Raw genomic sequence first — 13,302 nt, forward strand, 5'->3', positions numbered from 1 at the left:
GTCGTTAGGCTGAACCGTGATGGCTTACCTGGATCATGCCGCGACCACTCCGATGCTCGACGAGGCACTGGAGGCGTACGTCGCGACCGCCCGCGAGGTCGGCAACGCGTCTTCCCTGCACGCGTCCGGTCGGCGCGCCCGTCGCCGGGTGGAGGAGTCGCGGGAGCGGGTGGCCGCCGCGCTTGGTGCCCGGCCGTCCGAGGTGATCTTCACGGGTGGTGGCACCGAGAGCGACAACCTCGCGGTGAAGGGCATCTTCTGGGCTCGCCGGGACGCCGACGCCGGGCGGCGCCGGGTGATCTCCAGTGCCGTCGAACACCACGCGGTCCTCGACGCGGTGGAGTGGCTGGACCGGCACGAGGGCGCCGAGGTGGGCTGGCTGCCCGTCGACGGGGCCGGCCGGCTGCACCCGGACGCGCTCCGCACCGAACTGGCCGAACACGGCGACCGGGCGGCGCTGGTCACCGCCATGTGGGCCAACAACGAGGTCGGCACCGTCCAGCGGATCGGTGAGCTGGCCGCCGTGGCCGCCGAGTACGGCGTGCCGTTCCACACCGACGCCATCCAGGCGGTCGGCCAGGTGCCTGTCGACTTCGCCGCCAGCGGCGTCGCCGCGCTCACCGTCACCGGTCACAAGCTCGGCGGCCCGGTCGGGGTCGGCGCGTTGTTGCTGGGCCGGGACGTGGCGGCGGTGCCGCTGCTGCACGGCGGGGGACAGGAGCGGGACGTGCGCTCCGGCACCCTCGACGCGGCCGGCATCGTCGCCTTCGCGGTCGCCGTCGAAGCGGCAGTCAAGGGCCAGCAGGATTACGCAGCCGGCGTGGCCGCACTCCGTGACGACCTGGTAGGGCGGGTCCGCCAGGCGGTGCCCGAGGTCGTCTTCAACGGTGACCCGACCGATCGGCTGCCCGGCAACGCGCACTTCTCGTTCCCCGGTTGTGAAGGGGACGCGCTGCTGCTCCTGCTCGACGCCCAGGGCATCGCCTGCTCGACCGGCTCGGCCTGCTCGGCCGGGGTGGCGCAGCCCTCCCACGTGCTGCTGGCGATGGGTGCGGACGACGACCGGGCCCGTTCGTCGCTGCGGTTCTCCCTCGGCCACACCAGCACCACCGCCGACGTCGACGCGCTCATCGCCGCCCTCCCGGGGGCCGTGGAGCGGGCCCGGCGGGCGGCGGCCCCGCGTACGCCCCGCTGAGCCGGTGCCGGGCGGAGATAGGCTCGGTGGGAAGGGAGAGTGGTCCGGGTGAGGGTGTTGGCGGCGATGTCCGGCGGCGTGGATTCCGCCGTGGCGGCGGCTCGGGCGGTGCAGGCCGGGCATGACGTGACAGGCGTGCACCTGGCGCTGGCCCGCAACCCGCAGACCTACCGCACCGGGGCCCGGGGCTGCTGCACCCTGGAGGACTCGCGGGACGCCCGGCGGGCCGCCGACGTGCTCGGCATCCCGTTCTACGTCTGGGACATGGCCGACCGATTCCACGCCGACGTGGTCGACGACTTCGTCGCCGAGTACGCGGCGGGGCGTACCCCCAACCCGTGCCTGCGCTGCAACGAGAAGATCAAGTTTGCCGCGGTCCTGGACCGGGCGGTGGCCCTGGGGTTCGACGCCGTGGTGACCGGTCATCACGCCCGGCTCGGCCCCGACGGCCTGCTGCGCCGCAGCGTCGACGCGGCCAAGGACCAGTCGTACGTGCTGGCCGTGCTCACCCGCGAGCAACTGGCCCGCTCGATCTTCCCGCTCGGCGACTCGACAAAGGCCCAGGTCCGGCAGGAGGCGGCCGACCGTGGCCTCGCCGTCGCCGACAAGCCGGACTCGCACGACATCTGCTTCATCGCCGACGGTGACACCCGCGGCTTCCTGGCCCAGCGCCTCGGTGAGGCGCCCGGGGACGTGGTGGACGCGACCACCGGCGCGGTGGTGGGACAGCACGCCGGTGCGTACGCGTACACCGTCGGCCAGCGGCGCGGCCTGCACCTGGACCGCCCCGCCCCGGACGGCCGGCCCCGCTACGTGCTCTCCATCACGCCGAAGACGAACACCGTCACCGTCGGCCCGGCGGAGGCACTTGAGGTCGCCACGGTCCGGGCCGCCCGCCCGGTCTGGACCGGTGGGCCGCGACCCGACGGCCCGATCGAGTGCGAGGTGCAGCTACGCGCCCACGGCGTCGTGGTGCCCGCCGCCGTCACAGTGGCCGGCGACACCCTGCACGCCGACCTGCGCCACCCGGTGCGCGGGGTGGCCGCCGGCCAGGCCATCGTCGCCTACCGCCCCGACCCCGCCGGCGACATCGTCCTAGGCTCCGCCACCATCACCGACTGACAGCCTTTTCCGAGTTGACCAAGAAGTTTTCGTCCACCGCACGCCGGAACCGAGACCAGAACTTCTTGGTCAACAGGTGGCTGAGGTGGTGGCAGGTAGGCTGCGGCGGTGAGTGATCAGGGGTTGCCGTGGGGGGCGGGTGCGGCGACGGGTGTGGGGTCGTTGCCAGGGACCGACATCGCGGAGGCGCAGCGGATCGTTCTCGGTGAGCTGCCCGCCCTGCCGCATCTGCCGGAACTGCCGGCCCGGGGGCCGGGCGCCGACCTGATCGGGCGCACCGGCGGTCTGCTCGTGGAACTGCCGATCGAGCTGTACGCGGCGCGGTGGCGGGTGGCCCCGCGCCCGGGCCGCGACCTGCGCCGGGCCCGCGACCTGATGGAACGCGACCTGGACCAGCTCGCCGAGCAGGCCGAGGAGTACGCCGGCCCAATCAAGATCCAGGCGGCTGGCCCGCTCACCCTGGCCGCCTCGATCGAGCTGCCGATCGACGGTCGGATGCTGCGCGACCCCGGTGCGGTGCGGGACCTGACCGGCTCGCTGGCCGAAGGACTGCGCGGCCACGTCGACGCGGTGACCCGCCGGTTGCCCCGCGCGTCGGTGCTGCTCCAACTGGACGAGCCGTCCCTGCCGGCGGTGCTGGCCGGCCGGGTACCCACCGAGAGCGGCCTCGGCGCCTACCGCGCGGTGGAGTCGGGTGACGCCCGTGCGTTGCTCGGCACGGTGGTCGAGGCGGTCGGCGTGCCGACGGTGGTGCACTGCTGCGCCCCGGAGGTGCCGCTGGAACTGCTCCGCTCCACCGGCGCGGTAGGCGTCGCGCTCGACCTGAGCCTGATCACCGACCTCGACCCGCTCGGCGAGGCGCTCGACGCCGGGTTCGGGCTGCTGGCCGGTGCCGCGCCGACCACGTCGACAGGTCGCGCACCGACCTCCGCCGACCTCGCCGACCGGGTACGCACGCTCTGGGACCGCCTCGGGTTTCCGCGCCGCCGACTCGCCGAGCAGGTGGTGGTGACCCCCGCCTGCGGCCTGGCCGGGGCTGACGCCGCGTACGCCAGGGCGGTCCTCGCGGCCTGCCGGGACGCCGGACGTCGGCTGTCCGAGGAGTGAGGTTTCTGGTCGTACCCACGGGGCAGGATGCTCGCCATGATTGGACAGCTGCGTTCGACGGTGATCGACTGCCCCGACCCGCGTGCGCTGGCCGGCTTCTACTCGGAGCTGCTCGGCCTGCCGCTGATCGAGGACAATTCCGACGGTGACGACTGGGTGGTGCTCGGCGGGCCGCCCGGCCACCTGCCCCGGCTGGCCTTCCAACGGGCGATCGACCTGCGTCCGCCGGCCTGGCCCGATCCGGAGCGGCCCCAGCAGTTCCACCTCGACGTGACTGTGGACGACATCGAGGCGGCGGAGAAGGCGGCCCTGGCCCTGGGCGCCCGCCGGCTACCCGGTGAGGGCGAGGGTTTCCGGGTCTACGCCGACCCGGCCGGCCACCCGTTCTGCCTCTGCTGGGACTGACCGCCCACCCGGCCGACCGGCGTGCCCGGCCGACCGGCGTGCCCGGCCGGCGGCGTGCCCGGCCGATCGGCACGCTCTGCCGGCGGCGTGCTCGCCTGACGGTGTGCTCGGCCGGCGGCGTGCCCGGCTGACGGCGTGCGTTGCCGTTCGGCGGGCTCGGCCGGCTGGCGGGCGTCGCCGGACGGCCGGAGGTGGACGGCTGGCCGCGAAGCGCCGGGCGCCGGCCAGCCGCTGACCTCGGCGGGCCGGCCGCCCGACGGTGGTGGTCCGATCGGACGCTGCGCGGGCTTGCGGGTGGCGGGCATCATCGCGTCCATGATCAGTTCCGCACCTCGGCGCGCCGCCGGCTCGCTCTTCGGCCTGGCCTACGGGGACGCGCTCGGCAGACCCACCGAGTTCCTCACCGTCGCCGAGATCGACAGGCGGTTCGGCCCGACCGGCCCCCGGGAGCTTGTCGGCGACCCGGCACTTGTCACCGACGACACCCAGATGGCGCTGGCGGTGGGTTGGGCGCTGCACGACGCGCCGACGTACACCGCCGAGGCGGTGGAGCCGCTGCTGCGCCGTCGCTTCCTGGACTGGGCGGCCAGCCCGGACAACAACCGGGCGCCGGGGATGACCTGCCTGCGGGCCTGCGCTGAACTGTCCCGGGGTCTGCCCTGGCAACAGGCCACCGAGGCCGGGTCGAAGGGGTGCGGGGCGAACATGCGGGTCACCCCGGTCGGGTTGCTCGACGTCGATCTGGACACCCTCGCCGGGCTGGCCCAGCTCCAGGCCGGCCTCACCCACGGCCACCCGACCGGCCTGGCGGCGAGCGAGCTGACCGCGTACGCGGTCCGGCTGCTGGCCGACGACGGCGCCGCGCTGGCCGAGCTGCCCGGCCTGCTCACCGCCCGGGTCCACGAGCAGCGCACGGTCTACCGGGCCGACTGGCTCGGCGAGCTGTGGCGACGTTCGGACGCCGCCACAGCCGAGGAGTTCATCGCCCTGGGCTGGGACGAGTGCCAGCGGGCGTTGGTTCGGCTCGACGCGGCACTGGCCGCGCCGGACGACGGCGGCGACCCGTGCCGGTTCACAGGTGAGGGCTGGATCGCCGAGGAGGCCCTCACGGCGGCCCTGTACTGCGCCATCAGGCACGCCGACAGCCCGGTCGACGCGCTCGCCCGGGGCGCCCGGACCGCCGGCGACTCCGACTCGATAGCGGCCCTCGCCGGGGCCTTCGTCGGCGCGGCCCACGGCATGCCCGGCTGGCCGACCGGGTGGGCGGGCCGGATCGAGTACGCGGACCAACTCGCCGCGCTCGCCGCACCGCTCGACTGATCCGGTCGTGCCACAGCCGCCGTCCGGCCGGATCCGGGCACGTCAGCCCGGGTGGCGGCAGCGTTGTCCCACCTGGGGACTACCGTGCGGGGGTAGCACGATCACGGGAGGTCGACGCGGTGTCCGGAGGCGGCAGGGTGTCCGAGGAAGCGGTTCCCCAGCAGGTCGATGCGGCGCAGGAGGCCGCCGGCCCCGAGCCGACGTCGCAGGCGCGGGAGCGGCACACCACGCTCAGCCAGGAGTTGACCGAGCACCAGTACCGCTACTACGTGCTCGACGCGCCGACCATCTCCGACGCCGACTTCGACAGCCAACTGCGCGAGCTGGAGGCGCTGGAGGCGGAGTTTCCCGCACTGCGCACTCCGGACTCACCGACCCAGCGGGTCGGCGGCACGTTCTCCACCGACTTCACCCCGGTCGCCCACGCCGAGCGGATGATGTCGCTGGACAACGCCTTCGCCGACGAGGAGCTGGCCGCCTGGGCGGAGCGGGTCGAGCGGGACGCCGGCGGCCCGGTGCCTTACCTGTGCGAGCTGAAGGTGGACGGGCTGGCGATCAACCTCACCTACGAAGGTGGCCGGCTGGTCCGGGCGGCCACCCGTGGCGACGGCCGTACCGGCGAGGACGTCACCGCCAACGTGCGCAGCATCCGGGACGTGCCCGGCCGGCTCACCGAGTCTGCGGAGTTCGGGCCGCCTCCCGAGTTCATCGAGGTGCGTGGCGAGATCTACTTCCCGGTGGCCGCCTTCGCCGACCTGAACGCCGGCCTGGTCGAGCAGGGCAAGGCACCCTTCGCCAACCCACGCAACGCCGCGGCCGGCAGCCTGCGGCAGAAGGATCCGCGGATCACCGCCTCCCGCCCCCTGCGCCTGGTGGTGCACGGCATCGGCGCCCGCCGTGGTTTCCAGCCGGCCACCCAGTCCGAGTCGTACTCGGCGTTGCAGGCGTGGGGGCTGCCCACCAGCGATCGTTGGCGGGTGGTGCCCGACCTGGCCGGTGTCCGGGACTACATCGCGCACTACGCCGCGCACCGGCACGACGTCGAGCACGAGATCGACGGTGTGGTGGTGAAGGTCGATCCGGTGCCCATCCAGGGGCGGCTGGGCTCGACCAGCCGGGCACCACGCTGGGCGATCGCCTTCAAGTACCCGCCGGAGGAGGTGAACACCACTCTGCTCGACATCGAGGTCGAGGTCGGGCGGACCGGCCGGGTCACGCCACGGGCGGTGCTCCAGCCGGTCCGGGTGGCCGGCTCCACAGTCGAGTACGCCACCCTGCACAACGCCCGCGAGGTCGAGCGCAAGGGCGTCCTGATCGGCGACACGGTGGTGATCCGCAAGGCCGGTGACGTGATCCCCGAGGTGCTCGGGCCGGTGGTCGACCTGCGTCCGCCGGACGCCCGAGCGTTCGTCATGCCGACCACCTGCCCGGCCTGCGGCACCCCGCTCGCCCCCGCGAAGGAGGGCGACGTCGACATCCGGTGCCCCAACTCGCGCAGTTGCCCGGCGCAGTTGCGGGAGCGGGTGTTCCATCTGGCCGGGCGCGGTGCCTTCGACATCGAGGCACTCGGCTACAAGAGCGGCGCCGCGCTGCTCGACGCGCAGATCATCACCGATGAGGGAGACCTGTTCTCGCTCGACGCCGAGCGGCTGGCCGGCGCGCCGTTCTTCGTCAACAAGGACGGCAGCCTCGGCAGCAACGCCGCCAAGTTGCTCGACAACCTCGCCACCGCCCGGGAGCGCGACCTGTGGCGGGTGCTGGTGGCCCTCTCCATCCGGCACGTCGGCCCGACCGCCGCGCAGGCGTTGGCCCGGCACTTCCGCTCGATCGAGGCGGTCGACAAGGCCACCGAGGAGGAACTCTCCTCAGTCGACGGTGTCGGCCCGACGATCGCCGCCAGCATCCGCGAGTGGTTCGCCGTCGACTGGCACCGCGAGGTGGTCCGTAAGTGGGCCGAGGCGGGTGTCCGCATGGCGGAGGAGGCGGTGCAGGAGGGGCCGCGCCCGCTGGAGGGGGTGACAGTGGTGGTGACCGGCACGCTCGGCGGATTCTCCCGCGACCAGGCCGCCGAGGCGATCCAGTCCCGAGGTGGCAAGGTCAGCGGCTCGGTGTCGAAGAAGACCGGTTTCGTGGTGGTGGGCGACAACCCCGGCTCGAAGGCGGACAAGGCGGCCAGCCTGAAGGTGCCGGTGCTCGACGAGGAGGGCTTCCGGGTGCTGCTCGACGCCGGTCCCGAGGCGGCCCGGCAGGTCGCCCGCGTCGAGGAGTAATGATCTTTACGGCACTCTGCCGGATACCAACTTAATTACGACTACGACCGATTCGTGACTGTCGCGACGGGGAAGTGGGTGGTGGGGGCGTTTCATTGGGGCACGGCGCGTGAAACCACGGGCCGGTCTCGTGCCGGGAGGTGTGATGGAGTCGCCCGATCCGCGCAACCTCGTCCCGCCCGGGCGTACCGCGCACTTCTCGACGTTCGTCGCGGCCGTACTCGTCGCGGCCGTGCTCGTCTCGGCGGACGGGCTGGTGTCGTTCGCGTCGACGCTGCCCGACCTGCCTGCGGCGTTCTGGACGATGGCGGTGCTCGCCGTGGCCTGCGACGCGCGGCCCTTCCTGCCGCCCGGCCGCGGGCAGTCCTCCTCGGCCGTCTTCCCCTCCACCTGCTTCACCTTCGCGATCCTGCTCGGCTGGGGGCTCGGCCCCGCGGTAGCGGTGCAGGCGGTCGCCGTGGTGGTGTCCGGGATCCGGATGCGGCACGCGCCCTGGCGCACGGCCTTCAACGCCGGGCAGTACGCCTGCTCGCTGGCCGCCGCGTACGCGATGACCCGGCTCGGCCCCGGCGAGGTCTACGACGGCGCGGCGCTGGGCTGGACCGACATCGCCGCGATCGGCGGTGCCGGGGTGGCCTGGTTCGCGGTCAACTACGGGCTGGTCACCGCTGCGGTGCGGCTGCGCTTCGGCGAGCGGTGGTGGCCCAACGCGTGGCACGGACTGCCCTTCGAACTGCTCTCCACCGGGTCGTTGCTCCTGCTCGCACCGGTGCTGGTCACCGCCGCCCGGGCCAGCGCCGCCCTGGTGCCACTGGTGCTGGTGCCGCTGTTCGCCGTCTACCGGATGGCCCGGCTCACCGTGGAGCAGCACCAGTTGGCGTCGCTCGACCCGCTCACCGGGCTGCCCAACCGCAAGGCGTTGCTCGCGGAGGTCAACGAGCAGGTGCACCGGCACGCTGAGCGCGCCGCCCGAGGCGAGTCCGAAACGCGCCTCGCCCTGCTGCTGATCGACCTGGACCGCTTCAAGAACGTCAACGACGCGTTGGGTCACGCCGTCGGCGACCGGCTGCTGGTGGAGGTGAGCGCCCGGTTGACCGACGTGGTCGCGCCGCCGCAGATGGTCGCCCGGCTCGGCGGAGACGAGTTCGCGATCGTGATGACCGGGCTCACCGATGTCGGCGAGGCGCGCGCGCTGGCCGACCAGGTCGTCCGGGCCCTCGCCGAGCCGGTGCCGCTGGACGGGTTGCCGCTGGATGTCGGCGGTTCCATAGGCATCGCCCTGTATCCGGAACACGGCGAGGACTTCGCCACCCTGATGCGGCACGCGGACGTGGCGATGTACGACGCGAAGCACCGCAACGACACCGTGGCCGTCTACACCGCCGAGTCCGACCACAACTCCGCCGAGCGGTTGGGCCTGCTGGCCGACCTGCGTCGGGTGCTGGAGGTCGGTGCGTCGGGGCGGGCCGACGGGTCCGCCCCGGCCGACGCGCCCACCGTTCGCGGTGGGGACGGTGCCGTGCTGCCCGCGTCCGCACCGCTTGAGGAGTCGACAGGCACCCGATGGTGGGGTCGGCGGCGACGCCGCCCCCGGGTGGTGCACCACGACGACGAGCTGATCGCCCGGATCATCACCGGTGCGGACCCGACCCTGCGCCGGGCGGCCCGGGCGGTGGAATCGGATGACGCGCCGGCCGGCGGTACGGCGTGGTCCGGGGTGGGGGCCGGTGCTCAACCGGAGCTCGGTCATGGCGGAGCGGATCCGACCACGCTGACCGACGACGACCACCCCGGTGCCGAATCAGGCACCGACGCGGGCGAGATCATGATGTATTACCAGCCGCAGGTCGCCATCGCCACCGGAGACGTGGTCGGGGTGGAGGCGCTGCTGCGCTGGCGGCACCCACGCCGGGGGATGGTCGACCCGGAGGAACTGATCCGGGTCGCCGAGCAGAGCGCGGTGATGCGGCTGCTCACCCGCCGGGTCGTCGACGACGTGGTGGAACAGCTGGCCAAGTGGTCGGCGGCTGGCCTCGGACTGCGGGCGGCGGTGAACGTCAGCGTGCGGGATCTGCACACCGGTGAGATCGCCGACCAGATCGCCGACCGGCTCGCCCGCTACGGCGTGGCCCCGGAGCGGCTGCAACTGGAGATCACCGAGGGTGCGCTGATGGCCGACCCGCGCCGGGTGCTGACCACCATCACCCGGCTGCACCGGATCGGGGTGGGCATCGCACTCGACGACTTCGGCACCGGTTACTCCTCCCTCCAGCACCTGCGCCGGCTGCCACTGTCGGAGGTGAAGGTCGACAGGTCGTTCGTCCTCGGAATGGTCGAGGACGCCGACGACGCGGCGATCGTCCGCTCGACCATCGAGCTGGCCAAGGCGCTGGGGCTGCGGGTGGTGGCCGAGGGCGTGGAGGACGAGCGGACCTGGCGGATGCTGCACGCGGCCGGCTGCGACGCCGCCCAGGGCTGGTTCTACGCCCGGCCGATGCCGGCGGAGGAACTGGTCGCCTGGCTGGCCCGGTACCGTCCGCTGCGCCCGCTCGGCGGCCACGACGAGGCGGAGGTGCCGCGCCGGCACGCCCGCTGATCCCGACGGAGCCATCGGGACCAGCCACGTCGGTCGCGCCGCAGTCAACGGTGCCGGTGCGGCCGGGACCAGCGGCGTCGGTCCGGCCGGGATCAACGGTGTCGGCGCGGCCGGGACCAGCGGCGTCGGTGGCGGCGGGACCGGTCGGGCCGGGTGCCCGGGGAGGCGGCAACGGCCGGCCGGGCGGGAAACAATAGACTCGCTGCCGTCACCGCGCGTCGCGTACCCGGCAGCGGTGGGCGCAGGTCAGGCAGACGTAGAACAGCCACGAAGGGGGCACCGATGGCCGCCATCTCCCGCGAGGAGGTCGCGCACCTGGCGCGACTGTCGCGGCTCGCCGTGACGGAGGAGGAGCTGGACACCTTCGCCGGTCAGCTCGACGTGATCCTCCAAGCGGTCGCGCAGGTGGGCGAGGTCGCCGCCGCGGACATCCCGCCGACCTCCCACTCGGTGCCGCTGACGAACGTGCTCCGCGAGGACGTCGTGACGCCGTGCCTGACGCCTGAGGAAGCGTTGTCGGGTGCCCCCGACGCGGAGGAGCAGCGGTTCCGCGTACCGCGGATCCTGGACGAGGATGTGGCCTCATGACCGACGTCACCGCAATGACCGCGACGCAGATCGCGGAGCTCGTCGCCACCGGTGCGGCCTCCGCCGTCGAGGTCACCCAGGCCCACCTGGACCGGATCGCCGCCGTCGACGGCCGGGTCAACGCCTTTCTGCACGTCGACACCGACGGGGCGCTGGCCGCGGCCCGTGACGTCGACGCCCGCCGGGCGGCCGGCGAGGAACTGGGGCCGCTGGCCGGCGTGCCGGTCGCGGTCAAGGACGTCCTCACCACCAAGGGCGTGCCGACCACCGTCGGGTCGAAGATCCTTGAGGGCTGGCGTCCGCCGTACGACTCGACGATCGTGGAACGGCTGCGCGCCGCCGGCACGGTGATGCTCGGCAAGACCAACATGGACGAGTTCGCGATGGGCTCCTCCACGGAGTACTCGGCGTACGGGCCGAGCCGTAACCCGTGGGACACCGACCGCATTCCGGGTGGTTCCGGCGGGGGGAGCGCGGCGGCGCTCGCCGCGTACGAGGCACCGCTGGCGATCGGTTCGGACACCGGCGGCTCGATCCGCCAGCCGGGCGCGGTCACCGGCACCGTCGGCGCGAAGCCGACCTACGGCGGCACCTCCCGGTACGGGCTGGTGGCCTTCTCCTCCTCGCTCGACACTCCCGGCCCGTGTGCGCGTACCGTGCTCGACGCGGCGCTGCTGCACGCGGCGATCGGCGGGCACGACCCGCGCGACTCCACCTCCATCCCCGCCCCGGTGCCGGACGTGGTGGCCGCGGCGAAGCTCGGCGCGACGGGCGACCTGAGCGGGGTGCGGTTGGGCATCGTCACCGAGTTCGGCGGCGAGGGCGCGGAGCCGGGCGTGACGGGCGCCTTCAACGAGGCCGTCGCCACGCTGACCAAGCTCGGCGCGGAGATCGTCGAGATCTCCTGCCCCCACTTCCGCTACGCGCTGCCGGCGTACTACCTGATCGCGCCGAGCGAGTGCTCGTCGAACCTGGCCCGCTTCGACGGCGTCCGGTTCGGGTTGCGGACCGGCGACGACGGCAACCGCTCGCTGGAGGAGGTCATGTCGCTGACCCGGGAGGCCGGCTTCGGCCCCGAGGTCAAGCGGCGCATCATGCTCGGCACGTACGCGCTCTCCTCGGGCTACTACGACGCCTACTACGGGCAGGCGCAGAAGGTACGAACGCTCATCACCCGCGACTTCACCGCGGCGTTCGAACGGGTCGACGCGCTGATCTCGCCGACCACCCCGTTCGTCGCCTTCCCGCTCGGTGCGCGCACCTCCGACCCGTACCAGATGTACCTGGCCGACCTGTTCACCATCCCGAGCAACCTGTACGGCGGGCCGGGCATCTCGGTGCCGTGCGGACTCTCCGAAGGGCTGCCGGTCGGCTTGCAGGTGATGGCCCCGACCATGGCCGACGACCGGATGTACCGGGTCGCAGCCGCGCTGGAGAGCGCTGTCGGCACGCTCACGCCACCGACCATGTGATCGATCGTGCGCAGGCGGCCGGCCGTCGCCCGCGCACGACGTCGTCGCCGGCCCGGTGCGGTCACTCGGCCGCACCGGGCGCGGTTGCGTTGGCGCTACACACTGGTCACCGTTCGGGTAATTGCCCGGCACCCACCCTCCTGTTTGGATGACCACGAGTCGGCTGGACCGGCTGGTCGCTGGCGAACGCGTGCCGTTCTGATCAGAGCTGGATGTGCGATGAAGACACTGCGCCCGGTCATGGCTTTGACGATGGTGGTCGCGTTGCTGCTGGGCACCGCATCCCCGGCCGCGGCGGCGGCCGTCACCATCACCTCGGGCGCGCCCCGGTCGCCGATGGTTCTGGGGCAGGTGTACGCGATCCACACCGTCGAGGCGACGGGTGGCACCGAGCCGTACCGGTTGTCGGTGAGTGCGGGGAGCCTGCCGCCGGGCATGTTGGTGGTCGGTAACTCGCTCGGGGGTTCGCCGACCACAGCCGGCACCTACACCTTCACTCTGCGGATGACCGACGCGGCCGACCAGTTCGCTGAGCAGACTGCCACGATCGAGGTACGCGAACCCACGGTCGAGATCACCTCGGGCACGCCCCGGTCGCCGATGGTTCTGGGGCAGGTGTACGCGATCCACACCGTCGAGGCGACGGGTGGCACCCAGCCGTACCAACTGTCGGTCAGTGCGGGGAGCCTGCCGCCGGGCATGTTGGTGGTCGGTAACTCGCTCGGAGGTTCGCCGACCACAGCCGGCACCTACCCCGCCACCCTGCGGATGACCGACAAGAACGGCTTCTTCGGCGAGCAGGACATCACCATCGTCGTCGCCGAGCCCGCGACCCCGACCCCCACGGCGACCCCGACCGGTCCGATCCCCACACCGACCGCTCCGAGCGCCACACCGACCGGTCCGAGCCCCACACCGACCGCGCCCACCGTCACGCCGACCCCGGTCGACCCGACCTCGACGCTGTCGCCGAGCCCCGCGGCGCCCGTCCCGTCGCCGTCGAAGACGAGCGGGGCGTGGCTGCCGGTCACCGGCTCGAACTCGACACTCGTGCTGCTGTCGCTCGGCGTTCTCGCGTTCTCCATCGGCGGGATCCTGCTCGTGGTGACCGTCAACCGTCGTCGGCGGTTCAGCACACCTGAGTGACACCCGGGTGACGCCCGGCCGAGGCGTGCCAGGTCGAGCGGTTAGGCTTGGCGGCGTTGTGTCCGGATGCCGCCGTGGGCC

10 protein-coding genes are annotated in these 13,302 nt (G+C 73.0%); all 10 read left to right on the plus strand.

The genetic code is table 11. The features are described from left to right. The first annotated feature begins 19 nt into the window (after window positions 1-19). The 10 genes from AB0I71_RS17420 (at window position 20) to AB0I71_RS17465 (ending at window position 13,221) form a co-directional block, all read left to right on the plus strand. The gene (locus AB0I71_RS17420; RefSeq protein ID WP_357585713.1) at window positions 20-1,195 is read left to right on the plus strand and encodes a cysteine desulfurase family protein; all 1,176 of its coding nucleotides are present in this window, start codon (window positions 20-22) and stop codon (window positions 1,193-1,195) included. A 48-nt stretch (window positions 1,196-1,243) separates the two neighbouring features. Beyond that, window positions 1,244-2,317 (plus strand): tRNA 2-thiouridine(34) synthase MnmA, encoded by a 1,074-nt coding sequence (mnmA, locus tag AB0I71_RS17425; RefSeq protein WP_357585715.1) that lies wholly within the window; start codon window positions 1,244-1,246, stop codon window positions 2,315-2,317. Window positions 2,318-2,425: 108 nt separating this feature from the next. Beyond that, window positions 2,426-3,424 (plus strand): methionine synthase, encoded by a 999-nt coding sequence (locus AB0I71_RS17430; protein WP_357585717.1) that lies wholly within the window; start codon window positions 2,426-2,428, stop codon window positions 3,422-3,424. Window positions 3,425-3,460: 36 nt separating this feature from the next. Continuing rightward, on the plus strand, window positions 3,461-3,829 hold the full coding sequence (locus tag AB0I71_RS17435) for a VOC family protein (protein ID WP_357585719.1): 369 nt from the start codon (window positions 3,461-3,463) through the stop codon (window positions 3,827-3,829). A 315-nt stretch (window positions 3,830-4,144) separates the two neighbouring features. Beyond that, window positions 4,145-5,149, plus strand: a complete 1,005-nt coding sequence (locus AB0I71_RS17440) for an ADP-ribosylglycohydrolase family protein (RefSeq protein ID WP_357585721.1) — start codon at window positions 4,145-4,147, stop codon at window positions 5,147-5,149. A gap of 137 nt (window positions 5,150-5,286) precedes the next feature. Beyond that, entirely contained in the window at window positions 5,287-7,419 is a 2,133-nt protein-coding gene (gene ligA / locus AB0I71_RS17445; protein ID WP_357585723.1) for an NAD-dependent DNA ligase LigA, read from the plus strand. A gap of 145 nt (window positions 7,420-7,564) precedes the next feature. After that, window positions 7,565-10,015, plus strand: a complete 2,451-nt coding sequence (locus AB0I71_RS17450; protein WP_357585725.1) for an EAL domain-containing protein — start codon at window positions 7,565-7,567, stop codon at window positions 10,013-10,015. Window positions 10,016-10,297: 282 nt separating this feature from the next. Then, window positions 10,298-10,603: an Asp-tRNA(Asn)/Glu-tRNA(Gln) amidotransferase subunit GatC gene (gene gatC, locus AB0I71_RS17455; protein ID WP_088995614.1), complete on the plus strand. Its 306-nt coding sequence runs from the start codon at window positions 10,298-10,300 to the stop codon at window positions 10,601-10,603. After that, complete coding sequence (gene gatA, locus AB0I71_RS17460; protein ID WP_357585727.1) at window positions 10,600-12,075, plus strand: Asp-tRNA(Asn)/Glu-tRNA(Gln) amidotransferase subunit GatA; 1,476 nt, start codon at window positions 10,600-10,602, stop codon at window positions 12,073-12,075. Before gatC ends, gatA begins: the two co-directional genes overlap by 4 nt. A gap of 219 nt (window positions 12,076-12,294) precedes the next feature. Beyond that, on the plus strand, window positions 12,295-13,221 hold the full coding sequence (locus AB0I71_RS17465; protein WP_357585729.1) for a putative Ig domain-containing protein: 927 nt from the start codon (window positions 12,295-12,297) through the stop codon (window positions 13,219-13,221). Window positions 13,222-13,302 lie beyond the last annotated feature (81 nt).

The organism is Micromonospora sp. NPDC049891 (assembly GCF_040660295.1).
In the GTDB taxonomy this organism is placed as follows: Bacteria; Actinomycetota; Actinomycetes; order Mycobacteriales; family Micromonosporaceae; genus Micromonospora.

Excerpts from the sequence above, each read along its gene's own strand:
- AB0I71_RS17450 (WP_357585725.1), top strand. The coding sequence starts at position 7,565 with ATGGAGTCGCCCGATCCGCGCAACCTCGTCCCGCCCGGGCGTACCGCG.
- AB0I71_RS17420 (WP_357585713.1), top strand. The coding sequence starts at position 20 with ATGGCTTACCTGGATCATGCCGCGACCACTCCGATGCTCGACGAGGCA.
- AB0I71_RS17440 (WP_357585721.1), top strand. The coding sequence starts at position 4,145 with ATGATCAGTTCCGCACCTCGGCGCGCCGCCGGCTCGCTCTTCGGCCTG.
- AB0I71_RS17465 (WP_357585729.1), top strand. The coding sequence starts at position 12,295 with ATGAAGACACTGCGCCCGGTCATGGCTTTGACGATGGTGGTCGCGTTG.
- gatC (WP_088995614.1), top strand. The coding sequence starts at position 10,298 with ATGGCCGCCATCTCCCGCGAGGAGGTCGCGCACCTGGCGCGACTGTCG.
- AB0I71_RS17435 (WP_357585719.1), top strand. The coding sequence starts at position 3,461 with ATGATTGGACAGCTGCGTTCGACGGTGATCGACTGCCCCGACCCGCGT.
- gatA (WP_357585727.1), top strand. The coding sequence starts at position 10,600 with ATGACCGACGTCACCGCAATGACCGCGACGCAGATCGCGGAGCTCGTC.